This is a genomic window from Arthrobacter sp., assembly GCF_030540645.1.
In the GTDB taxonomy this organism is placed as follows: Bacteria; Actinomycetota; Actinomycetes; order Actinomycetales; family Micrococcaceae; genus Specibacter.
Map to the genome: position 1 here is coordinate 1 of NZ_JAUNVV010000059.1, position 22932 is coordinate 22932.

Consider the following 22932-nt stretch of genomic DNA (forward strand, 5'->3'; position numbering starts at 1 on the left):
CAGGATCGCAGGCCTATACCGTGTCCTTGCCGTCGACTATGTGGACAACGCCGGACTGAAACTCTGTGGGGCGCAAGTTCAGATACGTGACTCCAGCCGGGGTGGTGCGGGTTTCGGCCACTTCGAACCCAACTCCGGGTCCATCACCTTGGAACAGCCGTTTCCCCGCCCCGACGCATACCGGGAACACCAGCAGACGGTACTCATCGACAAGGCCGGCCTCATGGAGCGCCGCCGCAAGTTGGGCGCTGCCGTGCACTTGAAGTTCCCCCTCGCCCAATTCCGCTTTCAACGCCCGCACTTGTTCGACGGCGTCTCCGGAGACCACGGTCGTATTCGCCCACGCCGGCTCCTCCAGCGTGTTGGAGACGACATACTTGGCGCGGCCGTTCAGCGCTGCCGCCGTCGTATCCTCGGGATCAGTTACCAGCGGCCAAAACGCGCTCATCAGATCATAAGTGGTCCGGCCGAGCAGCACGGCGTCACCGGCAGCAAACCACTGGTCCACGACCTCACCGAAACCTTCGTCGACGTAGGGCACCAGCCACCCACCCCTGCTAAAACCACCTGTGGGGTCCTCTTCAGCTCCACCTGGACCCTGCATAACCCCGTCGAGGGTCATGAACGTGTTGACGGTGAGTTTCATGGTTGATCCCCTTTTGCTGGTGGTCAGTGTGCTGGCCAAGCGGCCGCCAAGTCGCGCGGTAGGAACGCCGCGACCGTTGCCCCACCCTAGCCGCGGCGTGTCACGGATGCGAGCGATGACGAAGATGTCTTTCAGGACCTCAGCCGCGGTTTAGCTCAGAGAACTGCCCCGGCCTCAGCGATATGACCTTCTTGAAGTCACGAATGAAGTGGGCTTGGTCAGCGTATCCAAGCAGGAAAGCCAATTCTGCCGCCGTGGCTGAGGAATCACGCAGGCGCTCAGCTGCCTTGTGCAGGCGGCGGCGTTGGATCAGCCATTTCGGCGTCAACCCCAAACGACGGCGCACCAGCCGTTGGACTGTTCGCTCCGGCAGGTTAAATCGTCCGCAGATTTGGCCGACCCGCAACACCCCGCGGTTGTTTTCCACGTAGCGGACGATCTCATTGATGAGCTGTCCCTCTTCGTCTATCGGCAGGAAACCGCGAAGGACATCTACATAGGCTGCCATCACGGCTTTATGGGACTCTTCGGCTCCAGCCGGCACCGACCACACAGGAAACCAGTAGCGGCCAATCAGCGGCAGAAGTTCCGCTCCCGGCGGGTATCTGTAGATGGTGTGCGAAACGTCTCGCGGGTCCCGCAAATGTGCGCGCTCGATCGGATCGCGGTGCTGGGAACCAGTGTCGGATTTCATCAAGCGTCCATTTCGCAGAGCAGATACGCTGCCCACATGAACTCCACGATAAGCGACTTTGAAGCAGCAAACACCCCCTTGACTCTGCTCCTGGGCCCAGTGCCGGACCATGGAGGGGATCCTGCAGCCGCCTGGCGTTCACACAGCACGGCCGTGCTGGACGCTTTCAGTCCGGAAGCAGTAGCCAACAGGGAGTTCGACGGCGCTTTCGGGCGCTCCACGATCGGGGACACACTTGTGCTGGCCAGGCTCGGCCGGCAGCTCTGAACCCCCACCCGACTCAAAGGAAAGGCCACAGCATGCACACCACCAACTACGTGAACACGCTCATTGCGATTGCAGACGACTGCCCTGCCGACCATGGGGTTATCCCGCCGGTAAAGCTCGAAAACCCGTCCATCGCCTCGCGTACGTTTCAGTTGATCTCGCAGAACCCCTACCGGTTCACCTCGGACGACGTGATTTTCACTGTGTATGCGGATCGGGCAGGGCTGACGGAGTCCGAACGCCCTTCTGCACGGGAGCACTACTTCAGCAAGGGCAGGCCGTGCCTGAGGGCATCCGACCTCGGCAAGAAATACGGTTGGGGTGTCCATGCAAACGCCGACGGGCACGTCGCCCTTTATGCCGTTAACTCCCCCGAATACGCAGAGCTGTCCGTGGGAAAGGCCATTCAGAGCACGACACCGGATCACACGGACTGCCCGGTCGCCGTCGTGAAAGCCATGCGCTCAAGCCGGCGCTGACCCCGGTCCCAGGGGTCCAGCACGCCGGAGCTATGCTTCTGCCGGCTCCTCATACTTGGGGAAGATGGGGGTGGGGGCCGGCAGCGCGGTCCCTGCTGCCAGTGGTGTGCCGATGGCAGCGAACTGGCGAACGGCGTCGTCGGCGCTATTGCCCTGACCCAGCACCGTCAACAACTTCGCGGCAGCGTCGGGCATGACCGGCTGGACCAGGATGGAGACAATGCGCAGCACCTCGAGGGTCACGTACAGCACGGTTTCCATGCGCGGCACGTCCGTCTTGCGCAGCACCCAGGGGGCTTGATCCGCAAAGTAGGCGTTGGTGTCGCCCAGCACATGCCAAATTTTTTCCAGCGAACCATGGAAATCCTGTACCTGGTAGGCGGCGCGGGAGTACTCAAGGAGTTCGCGGGCAGCCGCCAAAATCGTTTCGTCGGCCTCGCTGAACGCACCCGGCACAGGTACCACGCCCTCGCAGTTCTTCGCCACCATGGACAGCGAACGCTGGGCCAGGTTGCCCAAGTTGTTGGCGAGGTCTGAGTTCATGCGGCCCACTACAGCGTCGTGGTTGTAGGAACCGTCGGCACCAAAGGGCACTTCACGCAGCAGGAAGAACCGTACCTGGTCCAGACCGTACTGGGCAACCCAGTCAGCCGGGGCCACCACGTTGCCCAGTGACTTGGACATCTTCACGCCGTTGTTGTGCAGGAATCCGTGGATCATGACGCGCTTGGGCAGTTCCAGCCCGGCAGACATCAGGAACGCGGGCCAGTACACGGCGTGGAAGCGGGAAATGTCCTTGCCGATGATGTGCACATCTGCCGGCCAGTACTTCTTGAACGCCTCGGAATCCTCATCCGGATAGCCGACGGCGGTCAGGTAGTTCGTCAGCGCGTCGACCCACACGTACATGACGTGCTTGTCATTGCCTGGCACCGGAACGCCCCAGTCGAAGGTGGTACGGCTGACGGAGAGGTCTTCAAGGCCGCCCTTGACGAAGCTGATGACCTCGTTGAAACGGGTCCGGGGGGCACCGAATTCGGGTTGTGACTCGTAGAGCGCCAGCAGCTTGTCCTGGTAGTTGGACAGGCGGAAGAAGTAGCTTTCCTCTTCAGTCCACGTCAGCTCCGTGTCGGTGACCTTGGAGTAACGCTTGCCATCCTCGCGCAGTTCCGTCTCGTCTTCACCGTAGTAGGCCTCGTCGCGGACCGAATACCAGCCCTCGTACTTACCGAGGTAAATGTCCCCGGCTTCTTCCATCTTCTTCCAGATGGCCTGCGACGCGGCGTAGTGGTCGGCGTCAGTGGTGCGGATGAAGCGGTCGTACGTGATGCCCAGGGCCTTGTGCGTGTCCTTGAAAATCGTGACATTGCGGTCAACGAGTTCCTTCGGCGTGAGGCCCTCCTTCTCGGCTGTCTGCGCAATCTTCATGCCGTGCTCATCGGTACCCGTCAGGAACTTCACGTCAAAGCCGTCCAGGCGCTTGAAGCGGGCCATGGCGTCGGTGGCGATGTACTCGTAGGCGTGCCCGATGTGCGGGTCGCCGTTGGGGTACGTGATGGCAGTGGTCAGGTAGTAGGGCGTCTTGGCCGTCTCAGTTGATGTCACCCTATGAATTTACCGTGAACTCGGGTAAAACACCGATTCGTGTCCGCACGCAGCGGCGCGCTACGGCACGACGGTTCCCCACGGTTGCGGAACTGGGCCCGGTAGGTGGATGGCGTCATCTGAGCGAATGATGCAAAGGCCGCGCCAAATGGCGTTGGGAGCGGCGACACGCGGCAGCCAGTGCCTCGATAGTGACGGGGCCCGCAAAACGAGACGCGTGACGACCCGCGATTTGCAATGGATCCGGCCCTGTGAACGCGCGGACATCGCCGAAGGGCGACACCGCCCACAGTCCAGCCAGAATCAGGGACCAGGAAGCAGGACGAACGACGGCGGCGTCCCCACCGCCGGGGGGGCGCCGCCCGCGGCCCGACGCGCCCGGGCAGACCCGGGGGCAGTGCTAGTCTTCCAGGTCGACCTCGCGGGCCATGGTGGCGCCGATTTCGGTCTTGATGTCTTCGAGCAGCGACTGCGGTACGGAGCTGTCAACCGTGATCAGTGCCAGGGCCTGGCCGCCTTCGTTGTGGCGGGCAACCTGCATGCCGGCGATGTTGACGCCGTTTTCGCCCAGCAGGCGACCCAAGGAGCCGACGACGCCGGGACGATCGGCGTAGGAGATGACCAGCAGGTGGTCGCTCATCGGGATTTCCAGCTCGTAGCCGTTGACGTCAACGATCTTCTGGATCTGCTTCGGGCCGGTCAAGGTACCCGAGACGGAGATCTGCGAATCGTCGGACAGGGCGCCGCGGATGGTCAGCATGTTGCGGTAGTCGGCGGACTCCAGCGTGGTGATCAGACGGGTGTTGATGCCTCGCTGCTCAGCCAGGATGGGGGCGTTGACGTAGGAGACCTGCTCGGACACAACGTCCTTGAACACGCCCTTCAGCGCCGAGAGTTCCAGCGCCTTGACGTCAAGGGCTGCGATTTCACCGGCAACCTCGACGTCGATCTGGGTCACCGAGGCGTGGGTCAGGGCGGTGAAGATGCGGCCCAACTTTTCGATGAGCGGGATGCCGGGGCGCACAGCGGGGTCAATGACGCCGCCGGCGACGTTGACGGCGTCGGGGACGAGTTCCCCGGCAAGTGCCAAGCGGACTGACTTGGCCACGGAGACGCCGGCCTTTTCCTGGGCTTCACCGGTGGAGGCTCCCAGGTGGGGGGTGGCAATGACGTTGTCGAGTTCAAGGAAGTCCACGTCGGTGGCGGGCTCCTTGACGAACACGTCGATGCCGGCGCCGGCAATTTCGCCGTTGCGCAGTGCCGTGTTCAGGGCTGCTTCGTCGATGAGGCCGCCGCGGGCCACGTTGATGACGTAGGCGCTCTTCTTCATCTTCTTGAATGCTTCGGTGCCGATCATGCCTAGCGTTTCGGGGGTGCGCGGCATGTGGATGGTGATGAAGTCGGACTGCTCCAGGAGCTCGTCAAAGCTGAGCAGCTGCACGCCGAGGCTGGCGGCGCGGGCGGAGGTGACGTAGGGGTCGTAGGCGACGATTTCCATGCCGAAGGCCTTGGCGCGTTCGGTGATGAGAGCGCCAATACGGCCCAGCCCGATGATGCCCAGCTTCTTTTCCAGCAGTTCAGTGCCGGTGTACTTGGAACGCTTCCATTCGCCGTTCTTCAGCGCTGTGCTGGCGGCGGGAATGTGGCGTGCCAGGGACAGGATGTGCCCGATGGTCAGTTCAGCAGCGGAGACAATATTCGACGTCGGCGCGTTGACCACCATGACGCCGGCCTGCGTTGCAGCCTTGATGTCCACGTTGTCCAGCCCCACACCGGCGCGTGCAATGATCTTCAATTTCTTCGCTGCGGCAATGGCCTCGGCATCTACCTGTGTTGCGGAGCGAACCAAGATCGCGTCGACGTCAACAATGGCGGCCAGCAGGGCTGCACGGTCGGCTCCGTCCGTCTGGCGGATTTCGAAATCCGGACCCAACGCCTCAATGGTGGCGGGCGAAAGTTCCTCTGCGAGGAGTACTACTGGCTTGGTGGCTGTCACCGGTGACCTCTTTAGCTTTCGGTTATGTTCTTGTGGGGATTTTGGTGATGGTTTTTCAGTTGTGCTTTCAACAAAAAAGCCGGACTCCAGTTTATGGGAGTCCGGCTTCCTTGCCGTAACAATCGCCATGACGGGCGACGCAAGCGATCTATGTCACATGCCTGGCTTCTAGCGGGCTACGGAACCCTCGGTGTAGTCGTCGCTGTTGCTGATCCAGGAGAACAATCCACGCAGTTCGCGGCCGGTGGCCTCGATCGGGTGGTCTTCACCCTTCTTGCGCAGCGCCATGAATTCCGGTCCACCGGCATCCTGGTCGTTGATGAAGCGGGTGGCAAAGGCACCGCTCTGGATGTCAGCGAGAACAGCTTTCATGTTCTCCTTGACCTCCGGGGTGATGACGCGCGGGCCGGAGACGTAGTCGCCGTACTCGGCGGTGTCGGAAACGCTCCAGCGCTGCTTGGCGATGCCACCTTCCCACATGAGGTCAACGATGAGCTTGAGCTCGTGCAGCACCTCGAAGTAGGCGATCTCCGGCTTGTAGCCAGCTTCCGTGAGAACCTCAAAGCCGTACTGCACCAACTGCGAGGTGCCGCCGCAGAGCACTGCCTGCTCGCCGAACAAGTCGGTTTCGGTCTCTTCGGTGAACGTGGTCTCGATGACGCCTGCACGGGTTCCACCGATGCCCTTGGCGTAGGACAGAGCCAGCGCCTTGGCGCCACCGGTGAAGTCCTGCTCGACGGCGATCAGGTCGGGAATGCCGCGGCCTGCTTCGAATTCGCGGCGCACGGTGTGGCCCGGAGCCTTCGGGGCAACGAGGGCAACGTCGACGTCGGCCGGCGGGGTGATGTAGCCGAAGCGGATGTTGAAGCCGTGGCCGAAGAACAGCGCGTCGCCGGGCTTCAGGTTGGGGGCAATGTCCTCGGCGTAAACGAAGCGCTGAACCTGGTCCGGGGTGAGGATCATGATCAAGTCGGCTTCGGCCGTTGCCTCGGCAACACTGAGGACGCGCAGGCCCTCAGCCTCTGCCTTGGCGATGGACTTGGAGCCTGCCTTCAGGCCGACGCGGACGTCGACGCCGGAATCGCGCAGGCTCAGTGCGTGTGCGTGGCCCTGGCTGCCGTAGCCGATGACGGCGACCTTGCGACCCTGGATGATGGACAGGTCTGCATCGTCGTCGTAGAACATGTCAGTCACTGTGAAACTCCTTGAATAAATGGTGGGTGGTGCTGATAGAGAAAGTATTTCATGCGGTGCGGCAGGGCTTGTGCCCACACGCTAGGAGGCGCGAAGGGCCCGATCGCTCATGGAGCGGGATCCGCGGCCAACGGCTAGGGTGCCCGACTGCACGATTTCCCGGATACCGAAGGGCTCCAGCACGTTCAGCAGAGCGGACAGCTTGTCAGCGTAGCCGGTGGCTTCAATGGTCAATGAGTCTGTGGACACATCCACCACCGAGGCCCTGAAGAGATCGGCGGCTTGGGTGACCTGCAATCTCGTGGCGGCATCGGCGCGCACTTTGACCAGGATGTGGTCTCGCTGCACGGAGTTCTCGGGAACCAGTTCAACGATCTTGATGACGTTGACCAGCTTGTTGAGTTGTTTGGTGACTTGTTCAATCAAGTTTCCGTCGGCGTCCACCACAACCGTCATGCGGGAAATCCCGGGGATTTCGGTGGGGCCAACGGCCAGCGAATTGATGTTGAACGCACGACGGGCAAACATGCTGGCCACGCGGGTCAGCACACCGGGCTTGTCTTCAACCAGTACGGAAAGAGTATGTCGAGCCATGTCTTAGTCCTCCTCGTCCCACACCGGGGTCATGTTCCGGGCAACTTGAATTTGGTCGTTGCTGACCCCTGACGGGACCATCGGCCACACCATGGAGTCCGGGCTGACCACAAAGTCGATGACAACGGGCCGGTCATTGATGGCCAGCGCCGCTTCGATCGTGGCGTCAAGGTCTTCAATGCGTTCACAGCGCAACCCAACACAGTCATAGGCCTCGGCCAGTTTGACGAAGTCCGGGACACGGATGGTGTCGTGCCCGGTGTTCAGGTCGGTGTTGGAGTAGCGGCTGTTGTAGAACAGCGTCTGCCATTGACGCACCATGCCCAAGGACGAGTTGTTGATGATGGCAACCTTGATGGGGATGTTGTTGATGCGGCAGGTAGCCAGCTCCTGGTTGGTCATCTGGAAGCAGCCGTCGCCGTCTATGGCCCACACCACGCGGTCAGGGTTGCCGACCTTGGCACCCATGGCTGCCGGAACCGAGTAGCCCATGGTTCCTGCGCCGCCGGAGTTGAGCCAGGAACGGGGACGCTCGTACTTGATGAACTGTGCAGCCCACATTTGGTGCTGCCCCACGCCTGCCGCGTAAACCGCTTCGGGTCCCGTCAGTGCGCCGATGCGGGAGATGACGCGCTGCGGGGACATGAGTCCGTCTTCGGGTTCGGTCCAGCCAAGCGGGTAGGTGTCGCGCAGGTTACCCAGGAACGCCCACCAATCCCCCAGGTCGGGGGTGCCGTTGGCGTCGAATTCAGCCTTGACGGCGACCGTGAGATCCGGAATGATCTCCGCCAGGGAGCCTACGATCGGCACGTCGGCCGTGCGGTTCTTGGAGATCTCGGCCGGGTCAATGTCAGCGTGGATGACCTTGGCATGGGGTGCGAAGCTGCTGAGCACACCCGTCACACGATCGTCAAAGCGTGCACCCAAGGTGATGAGCAGATCCGATTGCTGCAGCGCGGTCACGGCAGAAACCGTGCCGTGCATGCCGGGCATGCCCACGTGCAGGTGGTGCGAGTCAGGGAACGCGCCGCGGGCCATCAAGGTGGTGACGACGGGGATGCCTGTCAGCTCGGCGAGAGCCATGAGCTTTGCCGAGGCGTCGCACTTGATGACGCCTCCGCCAACATACAGTACGGGCTTGGTGGCTTGGCGGATCAGGCGGGCTGCTTCACGCAGCTGCTTGGAATGGCCGCGGGAGACGGGGTGGTAGCCGGGCAGGTCGATGACCGGCGGCCAGGAGAACGTCATGGGACCCACCTGGGCATCCTTTGACACGTCCACCAGTACGGGGCCCGGGCGCCCGGTTGAGGCCAGGTGGAAGGCCTCGGCCAGAACGCGCGGAATGTCGTTGGGGTCAGTGACCAGGTAGGAGTGCTTCGTGATGGGCATGGTGATGCCGACAATGTCAGCTTCCTGGAAGGCGTCCGTGCCGATGACGGCGCTGGAGACCTGGCCGGTGATGGCCACGAGCGGAACCGAGTCCATGTGCGCATCCATGATGGCTGTCACCAGGTTCGTGGCCCCTGGGCCTGACGTGGCGATACACACGCCAACTTCACCCGTGACCTGGGCATAGCCCTGGGCCGCGTGGCCGGCTCCTTGCTCGTGACGAACCAGAATGTGGTTCAGATCCGAGGCCATCAGCGGGTCGTAGGTGGGAAGGATTGCGCCACCGGGCAAACCGAAAATGTCCTTGACGCCAAGTTCTTCAAGCGAGCGGACGAGGGCTTCGGAGCCGCTCATCTGTACGGGGGCCACAACATTGTTGGGACCTACGACGTCGGAGGCTTGGCTTCTGGTGCTCACGACACCTGAGGCGGTGCTGCCTTGCGCACCGTGCCCGGAGGACTTGGCTGCCATCAGCGCGGGGCTGGCGGGCGTTCCTTTACTCATCGGTTCTTCCTTTGGGGAACTCATGCTCTTGGGTAAATCTTCTACAGTTTGCGTCTAATTCTGGATGGTACACGCAGTGATACGAGTTGCCGCTGGTGGTGGAAACAAAAAAACCCCTCAGCCCATAAGGCTCTCAACGAGGGGTATGCACGTGTGGTGACGTTCTCTCATCGAAGAAAATCACAAGGCCCATGACCATGGGTGCGGTCATTTCGTGTCACGCGCTAGCTAATGACGACTGGGAGCTTTGTTTGCATAAGAGTAGTCTCCCGTTTTCCGCTCCGGAGTGTCAAACAGCACCGCCACTATCTCATTATATGGACACGTAGTCCACCTAGTGGGCACAGGGCCGGAAGCACCTGCCTGAACCGTGTTCCACACGGTTCAGGCAGGCAGGTGTTAGTTGCAGTAGGCGCCGGTGGAGGCGCTGTTGACCAACTTCACGTACTTGGCCAGGACACCCGTGGTGAACTTGGCGGGTAGCGGTTCCCAGCCCACCTTGCGCGACTCCAGCTCAGCCTCGTCCACCAGCAGGTCAAAGGAGCGCTTGGCAATGTCGACACGAATCCTGTCTCCGTCCTTGACGAAGGCGATGGGCCCGCCGTCGACCGCTTCAGGAGCCACGTGGCCAATGCACAACCCGGTGGTTCCTCCGGAGAAACGGCCGTCCGTAAGCAGGAGGACGTCCTTGCCCAAGCCGGCACCCTTGATGGCGCCGGTGATGGCGAGCATCTCACGCATGCCAGGCCCGCCCTTGGGCCCTTCGTAGCGAATCACCACGACATCCCCGGCGTGAATCTCTCCATTGTCCAAGGCCGCCAAGGCGCCCTGCTCACGTTCAAAAACTCGGGCGGTTCCCTCGAAGACGTCCAGGTCGAAGCCTGCGCTCTTCACAACAGCACCGTCCGGGGCCATGGAGCCGTGCAGGATGGTAATGCCGCCCGTCTTGTGAATGGGGTTGTCCAGCGCACGCAGCACCTTGCCGTCGGGGTCCGGCGGGTTGATCTCAGCCAAGTTCTCCGCAACCGTCTTGCCTGTGACGGTGAGGCAGTCGCCATGGATGAGACCGGCGTCGAGTAGTGCCTTCATGATGACGGGCACGCCGCCAATCTTGTCCACGTCGAACATGACGTAGCGGCCAAACGGCTTCAGGTCACCCAGGTGCGGGATTTTGTCGCCAATGCGGTTGAAGTCATGAAGCGTCAGGTCCACCTGTGCCTCGCGGGCGATGGCCAGAAGGTGCAGCACCGCATTCGTGGATCCACCGAAGGCCATGGTGACGGCGATGGCATTTTCAAAGGCCTTCTTCGTCATGATGTCCCGGGCACGGATGCCCTTTTCCAGCAGGTGCACAACGGCCTCGCCGGACTTGCGTGCGTACATGTCGCGGCGGCGGTCGGCGCTGGGCGGGGCGGCCGAGCCAGGCAGCGACATGCCGAGGGCTTCACCGATGCACGCCATGGTGTTGGCGGTGTACATGCCACCGCATGCACCTTCGCCGGGACAGATGGCCCGCTCGATCGAGTCGAGGTCCTTCATGCTCATCTTGCCGGCGGCGCAGGCGCCGACGGCTTCGAAGGCGTCAATCAGGGTGACTTCCTTCTCCGTGCCGTCCTCGAGCTTGGCAAACCCGGGCATGATCGAACCGGCATAGAGGAACACGCTGGCCAGGTTCAGGCGGGCTGCGGCCATGAGCATGCCCGGCAGCGACTTGTCGCAGCCGGCCAGCAGCACTGAACCGTCGAGCCGCTCAGCCATCATGACGGTTTCTACTGAGTCTGCAATGACTTCACGTGAGACAAGGGAGAAGTGCATCCCTTCGTGTCCCATGGAAATCCCGTCAGACACCGAGATGGTACCGAACTGCATGGGGAAGCCATCGGCGGCGAAGATGCCCTCCTTGGCCCCCTGCGCCAGCCGGTTCAAGGACAGGTTGCACGGGGTGATTTCATTCCACGAACTGGCCACGCCAATCTGTGGTTTGCGGAAATCGTCGTCACCCATGCCTATTGCACGGAACATTCCGCGGGCCGGGGAGGCATGAATGCCGTCCGTGACCACCCTGCTGCGGGGTTTGACGTCTGGCTTGCCGTCCGCTGTCCGGACGACGTCGCCTGCTGGTTCGTTTGAATTGGTGTCCACGCTCATGCTGGCAGTCTACGACCGAAAGCGTGATCCAAGCCACTGTGCCGGTTCGAGTCGTGACGAACCCATCGAAGCAAAGAATTTTTCTTCGCTGAAACCCACGGAATTTCGGGAGAAAAACACCCCTTTGGTGTGATCTGACTCTCAACGAGGCTTTTCGATTTCACAGTCAAGGAAAAAAGCCGTATAGTTTTATCCCGTTGCGGGAAACACGACGGACACAATCCAGAGGTGCTTCACAGCAGCGCCAAGATGCACCTCTAGCTCAATTGGCAGAGCAATTGACTCTTAATCAATGGGTTTCGGGTTCAAGTCCCGAGGGGTGCACAGAGAAAACCGCTTCAATACTAGTAACAACTAGTATTGAAGCGGTTTTTTTATTGCCCAGCACGTTCATCATCCGTTTATCCCCAGCAACTTCATCGATAAGAACTTCAGGAGTCCTTCCATGAGTGAACGCCTTGTTCCCGGCGATTCGGCCCCCGCATTCAGCCTTCCCAACGCCGAGGGTGGCACCACCTCGCTAGCGGATTTCTCCGGCCGCCAGGTGATTGTGTATTTCTACCCCGCTGCCATGACCCCGGGATGCGCCAAGCAGGCCTGCGACTTTCGTGACAGTCTTGCCGCGTTGCAGGGTGCCGGTTATCAGGTGCTGGGCATCTCCCCGGACCCGGTGGCGAAGTTGGAGAAGTTTGCCGCTCGGGACTCCCTGACCTTCCCTCTGCTCAGCGATGCCGACCACGCCGTGGCATTGGCGTATGGCGCTTGGGGAGAAAAGAAGAACTACGGCAAGACCTACGAAGGCTTGATTCGCTCAACGCTCGTAGTTGATGAAGCCGGCAAGGTTGCCGTGGCCCAGTACAACGTCCGTGCCACCGGGCACGTCGCCAAGTTGCGCCGCGACTTGCAGCTCGACACCGCCTGACCCCTACCGCCTCCCCCTACCACCTGAACCTCGCCACCAGACACCCACTTCGGTGGAGCAAGAAGTAGAACAACAAAAAGGCCCCTGCCGATTTTCATCAGCCGGGGCCTTGTCGTTGTCTTTTTATTGGTGCGCAAGAGGGGACTTGAACCCCTACGCCCGAAGGCACAGGTACCTAAAACCTGCGTGTCTACCAATTCCACCACTCGCGCAACACTCGTGAAGCATGAATCATACTACCGGGTGCAAGCGGCACTTTCGACCACCCGCGCAGCCATGGAACGGCAAAAGCCCAGATTCCCCCACTATGATGAGTGGCTGATGGAACGTTCGCGCTGCAAGGAGAAACGACAACGTGCAAAGCCCCGCCGGCCCCCTGCGAAAGGTGACGTGGCGCGCGGTGGCCCTGAGCGCCGTCGTTCTTCTGGTAACAACTGCCTGCACGGCGACGCCGCTGCCCACCCCCACCACCACAGCCCCGTCGGCAGCACCGGCCCCCACCGCCACGTTCAACTTTGGCACCGGTTCCGAACCGATGGGCTTTGACCCGGCCCTTGTTGCGGACACCGAGTCCTACAGGGTGAGCCGCCAGGTGTTGGAGGGCTTGGTGACGATCGACCCCGTCACGAGCGCACCGGCCCCCAGCCTGGCCACGAAGTGGACCGAGCTCGACAACGGGCTCGGCTACAGCTTCGACCTGCGCCCCGACGTGAAATTCCAGGACGGCACCGCCTTTGACGCCGCAGCGGTGTGCACGAACTTCCAACGCTGGTACACCCTGCCCCCGGACATCCGCGGCGACGGTTCAGCGACGATGTTCAAGCAGGTGTTCCGTGGATTCGCAGATGAGCCTGAGTACACGATCTACCAGGGCTGCAGCGTCGACGGGCCGCTGAAGGTCACGCTGAGCCTGAAAGTGCGGCTCACGGATTTCCTGCAAGCCCTCACCCTGCCGGCCTTCGCGATTTCCTCCCCCGCGGCGTTGACGGCAGGGACGGCCAATGTCCTGGACGAACAGTTTTCCGGCAAGAAGATCTCCCGCTATGCCCAACACCCCGTGGGCACCGGCCCCTTCACCTTCACGTCGGCAACCGTCGGGGCCGTCACGATGAACGCCTACCCAAATTATTGGGGCGAAAAAGGTGAGATCAAGACGCTGAACTTCAAGACCTTCGACCAACCCGACACCCGCTTTGCAGCGCTGGATGAAGGTTCCATTGACGGTTTTGACCCTGTCACGCCCGGCAACTTCGACAAACTCATCAAAAACGGGAAGCAGGTGCTCCAAAGGGACCCGTTTTCAGTCGTGTACCTGGGCATCAACCAAAAGATCCCCGTCCTGGCTGACCTAAAAGTGCGCGAAGCGATTGCAGGATCGATCGACAAAGCAACGCTTGTCAGCAACTACTTCATCGCCGGCACGGCAGCCACCGCCCAGTTCATCCCCCCCAAGCTCAGCGGCTTTAACAACGCCGTCGAAGGCATCCCCTATGATCCGGCGAAAGCCAAGGCTGTGCTGGCTGCCTCCAGCTACAAGGGTGAGGAACTGAAGTTCTACTACCCCACCAACGCTGCGCGACCGTACCTGCCGTTACCGGAAAAGGTGTACGCCCAGATTGCCGCAAATCTCACGGCCACCGGATTCAACATCAAGCCCGTGCCCATCCCGTGGAACGAGGGCTACGTCCCAGCCGTCACCGGCAATGAAGACCACGCGCTGAGCCTGCTCGGCTGGAATGGCAGCTACGCGGATCCGGATAACTTCGTGGGCCCGCTGTTCGGCTCTCCCACCAAGCTCCTGGGCATGGATGATCCTCAACTAGTTTCCAAAATAACCCGTGCACGCAGCATCCCGGACGGCCCGGACCGCGTGGCGGCCTATGAAGCGATCAGTAAACAGCTGGCCGCAACGGTCCCGGCAGTGCCGCTTGCCTTCCCCATCTCAGCACTCGCCCTCTCAAGCCGCGTGGTTTTCTACCCCCTGAGTCCCGTCTTGAACGAGGTCTTCAACAAAGTGAAATTGGCCCCTGCGCCACAGTAGATTTGGCTGTGGCAGAACCAGCCATCAAGGAAGAATTTAGGCAAGGAGCTTCTGCCGCGATACGCTTCTAGCGCCAGTAAGAGCCTCTACCGGAGTTGACTGTGACCTTCATCTCGAACACCAAAGACGCTGACGTTGTCCTCATTGGAGGCGGCATCATGAGCGCCACGCTGGGCACCATGCTCAAGCAACTCGAACCAACTTGGAAGATCGCGCTGTTTGAACAGCTTGATACTCCCGGGTTGGAGTCCTCAAGTCCGTGGAATAACGCCGGTACCGGCCACTCCGCGCTCTGTGAGCTCAACTACACCCCGGCTGCCGAAGACGGTTCAGTCAACCCCGCCAAAGCGATCAACATCAACGAGCAGTTCCAACTCTCGCGTCAGTTCTGGTCGCACTTGGTGGACGAGTCACACATTGGCTCCCCCAAGGGATTCATCAACACCGTCCCACACATGAGCTTTGTCATTGGCGAAGAGAACCGCAAGTTCTTGAAGACTCGTTACGAAGCGCTGAAGCCAAACCCCGTTTTCGCTTCCATGCTGTACAGCGACGATCCCGCAACCATTGCCAAGTGGGCTCCGCTTGTCATGAACGGCCGGGATCCGAAGGAAGTCGTGGCGGCAACGTACGCCGAGGAAGGCACAGACGTCGACTTTGGCGCGTTGACCCGTGAACTGATTGGCTACATGGCCAACAACGGCGTCGAAGTCAACTACGGCACCACCGTCACCGACGTCGCGCGAACCACGGACGGCCAGTGGGACGTTTCCCTCAAGCACCCGAAGTCCGGCGAGCACAGCAAAGTCAAGGCAAAGTTTGTGTTTGTCGGCAGTGGCGGCGGCGCGCTGCACCTGGTGCAGCGTTCAGGCATCCCCGAAGGCAAGGGCTATGGAGGCTTCCCCGTTTCCGGCCAGTTCTTCCGCTGCACGGACCAGAAGATCGCGTCCCAGCACAGCACCAAGGTCTACGGCCAGGCGTCGGTTGGCGCACCGCCCATGTCCGTGCCACACCTGGATACCCGCTTCGTTGACGGCGAACGCTCATTGCTGTTCGGCCCGTATGGCGGCTTCTCCACCAAGTACCTCAAAAACGGCAGCTACATGGACCTGCCCGGTTCCATCCGACCCAACAACATCATTCCAATGCTGGCCGTGGGCAAGGACAACCTCGACCTGGTGAAGTACCTTGTGGGCGAAGTGACGAAGTCCCGCGGCGGAAAGGTCCATGCCCTCAACGAGTACTTCCCCGAAGCCAACGGCGAGGACTGGGAACTGATCACGGCAGGTCAGCGCGTGCAGATCATCAAGAAGGACGCCAAAAAGGGCGGAATCCTGCAGTTCGGCACCGAAGTCATCACCGCAGCCGACGGGACCCTCTCCGCCCTGCTGGGCGCCTCCCCGGGAGCCTCCACGGCAGTGCCCATCATGATCGAGCTGTTGCAGCGTAGTTTCCCGCGCCAGTTCAAAATGGACTGGCAGAAGTCCTTGCGCGTCATGATGCCCACCTATGGCACCAAGTTGAATGAAGATGCGGAGCTGTTCCAAAAGACGCTGGCTTCCACGGCTGCTTCCCTGCAGCTGAAATAGCTATGGCGCCGAAGTAGCGCAAGCAGTAGGCAGCGCAAGCAGCTGGAGTGGGGCAAACAAGTTTTTCTCCCGGTGCCGGACGGGGCCGGCATAACGCAGTGGGAGTGTGTTGATGTTTAATCTGGCCAGGATGTCGTTGGCGAACAGGGCGCTGATTGCCTTGATCACGGTTTTTGCGCTGGTGTTTGGTGTCATCACACTGGGCTCGTTGAAGCAGGAACTCATTCCCAGCATCGAATTCCCGCAGATCACAGTGGTCTCGGCCATGCCCGGTGCCTCACCGGCTGTGGTGGACAAGCAGGTCAGTGAGCCTCTCGAGGCGGCACTGAACGCGGTGGAGGGGCTGGAATCCAGCACCTCCACCTCCCGCAGCGGCGTCTCAACCATCAATCTGGCGTTCCAGTACGGCACCAACCTTGACCGTGCCCGGAACCAGATCGACCGGGCCATCTCCAACGTCAGCCAGCGGCTCCCCTCTGGCGTTCAGCCGCAGCCCATTGCCGGCAGCATCGCCGACTTCCCCATCGTGTTCTTGGCCGTTTCCTCCAACCAGGATCTGGCTGCACTGAACACCGACCTTGCGCGCATTGCCGTACCCGCTCTCATGAAGCTCGACGGCGTGCGCAGCGCAGATGTGAGCGGAGCCAATTCCCAGCACATCGCCATCCTCCCGGACCCGGCCAAGATGGCTGCCGCCGGTGTCTCCGCCGGAGCCATCGCGAAGGCGCTAGCCAACAACGGCACCCTTGTCCCGGTCGGTTCCCTCGAGACCGGACAGCTGACGCTCCCCATCCAGGCCGGCAGCCCGGTCGACTCCATCGACGCCGTGAAGGCACTCCCGCTGGCCACCACCGGCCCCGCTGCCGGCGCCGCACCGACCATTGCCGAGGTGGCCAGCGTCGCCTTGGCCGACGACGCCACCACGTCCATCACACGCACCAACGGCAAGGCCACCTTGGCACTGTCCATCACAAAGAAGCCGGCCGGGGACACCGTGACGGTGTCCAAGGCGGTCGGGGCCGCACTGCCGGGAATTGCCGCATCACTGGGCAACAACACCACTTTCACGACAGTCCTGGACCAGGCCCCGTTCATTGAAAAGTCCATCCACGACCTCACGGTGGAGGGTCTGCTGGGACTTGGGTTCGCCGTCGTCGTGATCTTGATCTTCCTCATGTCGGTACGCTCCACGCTGGTCACCGCCATCTCGATCCCGTTGTCGCTGCTGGTGACCTTCATCGGGCTGTGGGCCACAGGCTATTCGCTGAATATCCTCACGCTCGGCGCGCTCACCATTGCCATTGGGCGGGTGGTGGACGACTCCATTGTGGTGATCGAGAACATCAAGCGGCACCTGAGCTATGGGGAGGACAAAAAGGTCGCGATCCTGGCTGCTGTGAAGGAAGTTGCTGCAGCCATCACCGCCTCGACCCTGACCACTGTGGCCGTATTCCTGCCCATCGCGTTCGTGGGCAGCCTGGCGGGGGAACTGTTCCGGCCCTTCGCGCTCACCGTGACGTTCGCGCTGCTGGCGTCGCTGCTGGTGTCGCTGACCATTGTGCCCGTGCTGGCGTTCTGGTTCCTGAAATCCCCTTCCGTCACGGACGACGCCGGTGCCGCCTTGCGTGGCAAGGCCCTGCTAAGCGCCGTGGAAGAGAAGGAGCGTGCTTCGTGGCTGCAGCGCGGCTACCTGCCGGTCCTTGCCAAAACGCAGAAGCATCCGGTGGTGACGCTGCTGGCTGGCGGCATCATCTTGGCCGCAACTTTGGCCCTGATCCCGCTGATGCCCACCAATCTGCTTGGCGACACTGGTCAGAACAGTGTCACGGTGCAGCAGGACATGCCGGCCGGGACGAGTCTTGCCGTGACGGATGCGGCCGCTGCCAAGGTTGAGAAGGTGCTGAAGGGCATTGACGGCGTCACTGACGTCCAAGTCACCGTCGGCAATGCCTCCGGCGGCTTCTCGGCGCTTCTTTCATCCGGCGCCTCAAGTGCACGGTTCCAGGTCATCACCAATCCCGATGCCGACCAGGTGAAACTGCGCGAGACCATCCTCAATGACGTCAAGACTGTCAAGGACGCCGGAAACGTCAGCCTCGGTTCCCAGGGCGGCGGCTTTGGCATGTCAACCACGGTGGACATCACCGTCAAGGCCACAACCGGACAGGAACTCCAAGATGCCAGCGACGTGCTGGTCAAGGCCATGACCGGCCTCCCTGGATCCCAGTCAGTACAGAGCAACCTCAGCGGCACCCAGCCCGTTGTACAGGTAAGCGTTGACCGGGCCAAAGCCGTGGCCGCTGGCCTGGATGAACAACAAATCACCGGGCTGCTGGCCGCCACCGTCAGCCCGATCCCGGGCGGTACGGTGCGCATCGACACCACCGACTACAAGGTGCAGATCGGCACCGGCACACAGTTTGATTCCGTCGCGGCGCTGGCCGCCGCCCAAATCCCCACAGCTGGTGGCCTCGTGCCCTTGTCCGCAGTGGCCACCGTTGCCGAGGTCCAGTCGCCACTGACCATCACCTCCTCCAATGCCCAGCGCACAGCCACTATTTCGGTGACGCCGGAAGGCAACGCCCTCGGCTCGCTCAGCGGTGAGGTACAAAAGAAGCTGGACGAGACCACGCTTCCGGCCGGCGTCATAGCCGACATTGGTGGGGCAGCAACCCAACAGGCAGAGTCTTTTTCCCAGCTTGGTCTGGCCATGTTGGCGGCCATCGCCATTGTGTACGTGATCATGGTGGCAACGTTCAAGTCGCTCATTCAGCCCTTGATCCTGCTTGTGTCCATTCCCTTTGCCGCAACCGGGGCCATTGGCCTGTTGCTTATTACGGGAGTGCCGTTGGGCCTGCCATCACTGATTGGCATGCTGATGCTGGTGGGCATTGTGGTCACCAACGCCATTGTGCTCATCGACTTGATCAACCAGTACAGGCAACCTGCGGATGACAGGCCAGCCATGAACGTGGCCGACGCCATCGAACACGGCGCACGGCAACGTCTGCGTCCCATCCTCATGACCGCCCTGGCTACGATCTTCGCGCTGACGCCCATGGCCTTGGGGGTCACCGGCGGAGGCGGATTCATCTCGCAACCACTGGCCATTGTGGTGGTCGGTGGCCTGGTCTCCTCCACCGCGTTGACACTGGTCCTGGTTCCCGTGCTGTACCGCCTCGTGGAGGGACGCAAGGAACGCCACGATCTCATCAAGGCACTCAAAGTTCTTCACTCCCCCGCAGGCAGCCCGAAATCCGGCTCCGGCCTCACCGCTTCGGGTTCCACTCCCCAACGCTCCACGCAGCCGGTCAAGCCCACGGCCTCCGCCGAATCCAATGCCCAATTCCAGGACTGGACCACCGGAGCAATCCCGAAGGTGCGGGGCCGCCGCGCCGCCGACTAGGCGAATCCCACACACAAACACTGGTTTGGAGCACATACGCACCTTGTCCGCTTTTGCGGTTGTCACGAACTCCGCTTTTGCAGACAAGGTGCGTATTTGCGTTTCGGTGGCCGTTTCACTGAGGCAACGTGGGCCCGAAGGCCAGTTTCGGCACAAAGTACAAGGCGATGGCGGCCACCAGCGCCGTCACTCCACAAATGGTCCACACCAGCATGTAGCCCGCAAGCGGCGCCGCCGTGTTTCCCGCCCCTGTGGTGATTGACCCCAGCGCCTGCCCTGCCAGCGCAATGCCGAACACTGCGGAGGCAAAGGCGCCGCCGACCGTCTTGGTGGCATTGGTCAACCCGGCAGCCATGCCCGTCTGGGTCAAGGGCGCAGCAGCTGCGGCAGCCGACGGCAGCGCCGCCACCAACGCACCGCTGCCGAGGCCCGCTATGACCATGTTGACCAGCACTTGGGACATGGAACCGTGGAAGGGGAGGAACAACAGGTAACCAACAGCCACAAGGAGAGCCGCGCCTATCAAGGTGATTCTCGGCGTCGTCCATTTCGTCACAAGCGGATAGAGCAGCGCTCCGACAAGCAAGCCCAGTACGTACACGCCGATCAAGATCGAGACCAGCCCGGAGCTGACGCCAAGGCCATAGCCCACGTCGTCAGGGTTGGTGCGGGCGAACGTGGACAGCGGCGCTTGTGCACCCAACACCGAGACGCCGAACAGGAACGCCGTCAGTTGGATCGGCCACATGCTGGGCTGGCGCAGGAGACGAATATCGATGAGGGGATCCTTGTGGCCCAATTCGTGGCGGGTGAAGGGCACCAACGAGGCAATGCCAAGCACGACGGCGGCCCACGCCCACCAGGTGCCCGGGCCGTTGATGCGCATGAATGTCAGGCCGGCTGTGATCAACAGCAACCCGGTTGACAAGAGATACAGGCCTACGAGATCTACGCGGCCACCGGTGCGATTTGCAGATTCAGGGACGCCGAAGAGGATCACGAAGAAGCACAGCGTCACGGCGATGGCAGGGATCATGAGTGTTACCCAGAGATGGTCGGGTAGCGCCCCGCCGATGAACCCACCCGCCAAGGCGCCTACTATCACACCAAATTCGAGGCCGGCCACGAGGATTCCGGCTGACTTACGGGTGAGGGCAGCGCCGTCAGGCCGATGGTGGGAGCGACTGTAGATGAGGGCGATTTCCAAGGGAAGCCATACGACGTAGAAGCCCTGAAGCGCCCAAGCAAGGAGGAAGAGCCAAAAGTTGGGGGCGAAGGCCACACCCCAAGACGCCGCTGCGGTCAACGCTGTGGAGACGAGGAGAACTCTACGGTGGCCGATCATGTCGCCCAATTTGGCCAGCACCGGCACGACGAGCGCGCTGACCATGAGCTGCGCGGCTTCGAACCAGTTGACGTCGGCGTCGTGGATGTCCAGGAAACGGGCAATGTCTGTCAGCAGCGGCGTGTAGTAGCCCTGAAGTATGCCACTGGTCAGTTCGACCAATACCAGAAAGCCTACGATGGCAGTGGCTGTGGGAGCGATCCTTAGAGGACTGCCGGCCATTCCCCGTTGCAATGGTGCCATTGCTCTCCTCAGTATTTTCAATGACATGGATTACGTGTCATTGAAAGCATCCTAATGGCAGCTGGAAGCAGAGACTGGATTTTCGGGCGGGAACATATTGGCCAGCGCTGGGGTTGAACCGTACATTAGATACAAACGCATATATCTCGTGTTGATCACGTAAGATTTTAGGAGCACCACATGCAGTTCGGAATTTTCAGCGTTGGGGACGTCACCATGGATCCAACCACCGGGCGCATCCCCACCGAACACGAACGTTTGAAGGCCATCACCACCATTGCCAAGCACGCCGAAGACGTGGGCATGGACGTGTTTGCCACCGGTGAGCACCACAACCCGCCGTTCTACCCCAGCTCCCCCACGACGATTCTGGCCTTCATTGCTGCACAAACAAAGAAGCTCATCCTCTCCACGAGCACCACGCTCATCACCACCAACGATCCCGTGAAGATAGCCGAGGACTTCGCCACGCTGCAGCATCTGGCCGAGGGACGCGTGGATTTGGTGCTGGGCCGCGGCAACATGGGCGCTGTCTACCCCTGGTTCGGCAAAAACAACCACGACTCCGTGGAGTTGACGGTTGAAAACTACTCACTGCTGCGTCTGCTGTGGGATGAGGAAGTAGTGAACTGGGAAGGCAAGTTCCGCACTCCACTACGCGGCTTCACATCCACCCCCAGACCGCTCGACGGCGTTGCCCCTTTCGTGTGGCACGGCGCCATCCGCACGCCCCAGGTTGCGGAAATCGCGGCCTATTATGGCGACGGATTCTTTGCCAACAACATATTCTGGCCGAAGGAGCACTACCAAAAACTGATCGGCCTCTACCGTGAGCGATACGCACACTACGGACACGGCACTGCTGAACAGGCCATCGTGGGCCTTGGTGGGCAGTTCTTCATTCGCAAGAACTCGCAGGACGCCGTACATGAATTCCGACCGTACTTCGACAACGCCCCCGTCTACGGGCACGGGCCGTCCATGGAGGATTTCACGTCCCAAACGCCGCTGACTGTAGGCAGTCCGCAGGAGCTGATCGAAAAGACACTCACCTTCCGTGACTACTTCGGCGACTACCAACGCCAGCTGTTCCTCATTGACCATGCCGGGCTGCCGCTAAAGACCGTCCTGGAACAATTAGATCTCTTTGGCTCCGATGTCCTGCCCACGCTCCGCAAGGAGTTCGCGGCCAACCGTCCGGCTGACGTTCCGGACGCGCCCACGTTCGAAGCCCGCCGCGAAGCAGCCCGGGCTGCTGTAGCCGTCGAAAATTCAGCCACCACACCATCAGGAGTGAACTAGCATGTCAGCAGCTGCACACCGCCGGCTAACCACCGATGCATGGGAGTCCTTACTGCGTTCGCAGGTTGCCGTGATGCGAGAACTTCACCGGGCGCCCATTTTTAATGAGGTGGGTAGCCGCGAATATGACGTGCTGTACAACCTCTCGCGATGCCCCACCGGCTGGCTGCGACTCAATGAGCTCAATGACAATGTGCTGCTGACGCAGCCCAGCATCTCTCGCATGGTGGACCGGCTTGAAGCACGCGGGCTGATCCAACGAAGAACACCCGAGAATGACCGACGTGGGGTGTTGATTGGTTTGACTGAGGAAGGCGTCGCCTTGCAAAAGAAGGTGGGTCGGGAGCATGTTCGCAACATCATGGAGTTGATGGAGGCTGCCTTGACGGATGAAGAAATGCTGACTCTGCTGGAATTGACTGGCAAGCTGCGGGACTCGGTTGCAATCCGCTGAGAAAGTCCTGCCCACACAAGCCCAAGCCTCTCAAGTCACCACGATTCGGCACTGTTGACCGTCTTTTTGGGGAGGCCGTGGTGGTAGTGGTTGCGGCGTGGTGTTTGTTGGGGG

The 22932-nt window shown here is 61.2% G+C and carries 17 protein-coding genes and 2 tRNA genes; 9 read left to right on the forward strand and 10 right to left on the reverse strand.

Annotated elements, in window-relative coordinates; all coding sequences use genetic code 11:
• Window positions 1-13 precede the first annotated feature (13 nt).
• Together Q4P21_RS11375 and Q4P21_RS11380 are read right to left on the reverse strand one after the other, a co-directional pair.
• Window positions 14-646, reverse strand: coding sequence for a dihydrofolate reductase family protein (locus tag Q4P21_RS11375; RefSeq protein WP_303388885.1), 633 nt, complete (start codon window positions 644-646; stop codon window positions 14-16).
• Window positions 647-785: 139 nt separating this feature from the next.
• On the reverse strand, window positions 786-1340 hold the full coding sequence (locus tag Q4P21_RS11380) for an AraC family transcriptional regulator (RefSeq protein WP_303388886.1): 555 nt from the start codon (window positions 1338-1340) through the stop codon (window positions 786-788).
• 36 nt (window positions 1341-1376) lie between these two features.
• Between Q4P21_RS11380 and Q4P21_RS11385 the strand changes: the two genes are divergently transcribed.
• Complete coding sequence (locus tag Q4P21_RS11385) at window positions 1377-1607, forward strand: hypothetical protein (RefSeq protein WP_303388887.1); 231 nt, start codon at window positions 1377-1379, stop codon at window positions 1605-1607.
• A 32-nt stretch (window positions 1608-1639) separates the two neighbouring features.
• Window positions 1640-2086, forward strand: a complete 447-nt coding sequence (locus tag Q4P21_RS11390; RefSeq protein WP_303388888.1) for a DUF6157 family protein — start codon at window positions 1640-1642, stop codon at window positions 2084-2086.
• 30 nt (window positions 2087-2116) lie between these two features.
• Here the strand turns inward: Q4P21_RS11390 and metG are convergent, their stop codons facing one another.
• The 6 genes from metG to ilvD all read right to left on the reverse strand — a co-directional run bounded on the left by metG (window position 2117) and on the right by ilvD (window position 11516).
• Window positions 2117-3691, reverse strand: coding sequence for a methionine--tRNA ligase (gene metG / locus Q4P21_RS11395; protein WP_303388889.1), 1575 nt, complete (start codon window positions 3689-3691; stop codon window positions 2117-2119).
• 400 nt (window positions 3692-4091) lie between these two features.
• Window positions 4092-5687 carry a phosphoglycerate dehydrogenase gene (gene serA / locus Q4P21_RS11400; RefSeq protein ID WP_303388890.1) on the reverse strand — a complete coding sequence of 532 codons (1596 nt, stop codon included), beginning with the start codon at window positions 5685-5687 and terminating at the stop codon, window positions 4092-4094.
• Between the two features lie 168 nt (window positions 5688-5855).
• Complete coding sequence (gene ilvC, locus Q4P21_RS11405) at window positions 5856-6881, reverse strand: ketol-acid reductoisomerase (protein WP_303388891.1); 1026 nt, start codon at window positions 6879-6881, stop codon at window positions 5856-5858.
• An 81-nt stretch (window positions 6882-6962) separates the two neighbouring features.
• A complete protein-coding gene (gene ilvN / locus Q4P21_RS11410; protein ID WP_303388892.1) occupies window positions 6963-7475 on the reverse strand; it encodes an acetolactate synthase small subunit in 513 nt (170 codons plus the stop codon).
• Window positions 7476-7478: 3 nt separating this feature from the next.
• Window positions 7479-9368 carry an acetolactate synthase large subunit gene (locus Q4P21_RS11415; RefSeq protein WP_303388893.1) on the reverse strand — a complete coding sequence of 630 codons (1890 nt, stop codon included), beginning with the start codon at window positions 9366-9368 and terminating at the stop codon, window positions 7479-7481.
• Window positions 9369-9767: 399 nt separating this feature from the next.
• The gene (gene ilvD, locus Q4P21_RS11420; protein WP_303388894.1) at window positions 9768-11516 is read right to left on the reverse strand and encodes a dihydroxy-acid dehydratase; all 1749 of its coding nucleotides are present in this window, start codon (window positions 11514-11516) and stop codon (window positions 9768-9770) included.
• Between the two features lie 251 nt (window positions 11517-11767).
• Between ilvD and Q4P21_RS11425 the strand changes: the two genes are divergently transcribed.
• Both Q4P21_RS11425 and bcp read left to right on the forward strand, forming a co-directional pair.
• Window positions 11768-11840: transfer RNA gene (locus Q4P21_RS11425), tRNA-Lys, on the forward strand.
• 121 nt (window positions 11841-11961) lie between these two features.
• The gene (bcp, locus tag Q4P21_RS11430; protein WP_303388895.1) at window positions 11962-12438 is read left to right on the forward strand and encodes a thioredoxin-dependent thiol peroxidase; all 477 of its coding nucleotides are present in this window, start codon (window positions 11962-11964) and stop codon (window positions 12436-12438) included.
• A 127-nt stretch (window positions 12439-12565) separates the two neighbouring features.
• On the opposite strand, the gene Q4P21_RS11435 is transcribed toward bcp, so the two are convergent.
• A tRNA-Leu gene (locus Q4P21_RS11435) sits at window positions 12566-12650 on the reverse strand.
• A gap of 143 nt (window positions 12651-12793) precedes the next feature.
• On the opposite strand from Q4P21_RS11435, the gene Q4P21_RS11440 reads away from it, so the two are divergent.
• The 3 genes from Q4P21_RS11440 (at window position 12794) to Q4P21_RS11450 (ending at window position 19474) form a co-directional block, all read left to right on the forward strand.
• Window positions 12794-14479, forward strand: a complete 1686-nt coding sequence (locus tag Q4P21_RS11440; protein ID WP_303388896.1) for an ABC transporter substrate-binding protein — start codon at window positions 12794-12796, stop codon at window positions 14477-14479.
• Between the two features lie 101 nt (window positions 14480-14580).
• Window positions 14581-16068: a malate:quinone oxidoreductase gene (locus tag Q4P21_RS11445; protein ID WP_303388897.1), complete on the forward strand. Its 1488-nt coding sequence runs from the start codon at window positions 14581-14583 to the stop codon at window positions 16066-16068.
• Window positions 16069-16180: 112 nt separating this feature from the next.
• Window positions 16181-19474 (forward strand): efflux RND transporter permease subunit, encoded by a 3294-nt coding sequence (locus Q4P21_RS11450; protein WP_303388898.1) that lies wholly within the window; start codon window positions 16181-16183, stop codon window positions 19472-19474.
• Between the two features lie 115 nt (window positions 19475-19589).
• Here Q4P21_RS11450 and Q4P21_RS11455 read toward each other — a convergent pair whose 3' ends face one another.
• A complete protein-coding gene (locus Q4P21_RS11455) occupies window positions 19590-21041 on the reverse strand; it encodes an MFS transporter (RefSeq protein WP_303388901.1) in 1452 nt (483 codons plus the stop codon).
• Window positions 21042-21242: 201 nt separating this feature from the next.
• Here Q4P21_RS11455 and Q4P21_RS11460 point away from each other — a divergent pair, with 201 nt between their 5' ends.
• Both Q4P21_RS11460 and Q4P21_RS11465 read left to right on the forward strand, forming a co-directional pair.
• Window positions 21243-22364, forward strand: a complete 1122-nt coding sequence (locus Q4P21_RS11460) for an LLM class flavin-dependent oxidoreductase (protein ID WP_303388899.1) — start codon at window positions 21243-21245, stop codon at window positions 22362-22364.
• A 1-nt stretch (window position 22365) separates the two neighbouring features.
• Window positions 22366-22818, forward strand: coding sequence for a MarR family winged helix-turn-helix transcriptional regulator (locus Q4P21_RS11465; protein ID WP_303388900.1), 453 nt, complete (start codon window positions 22366-22368; stop codon window positions 22816-22818).
• The last annotated feature ends 114 nt before the right edge of the window (window positions 22819-22932 follow it).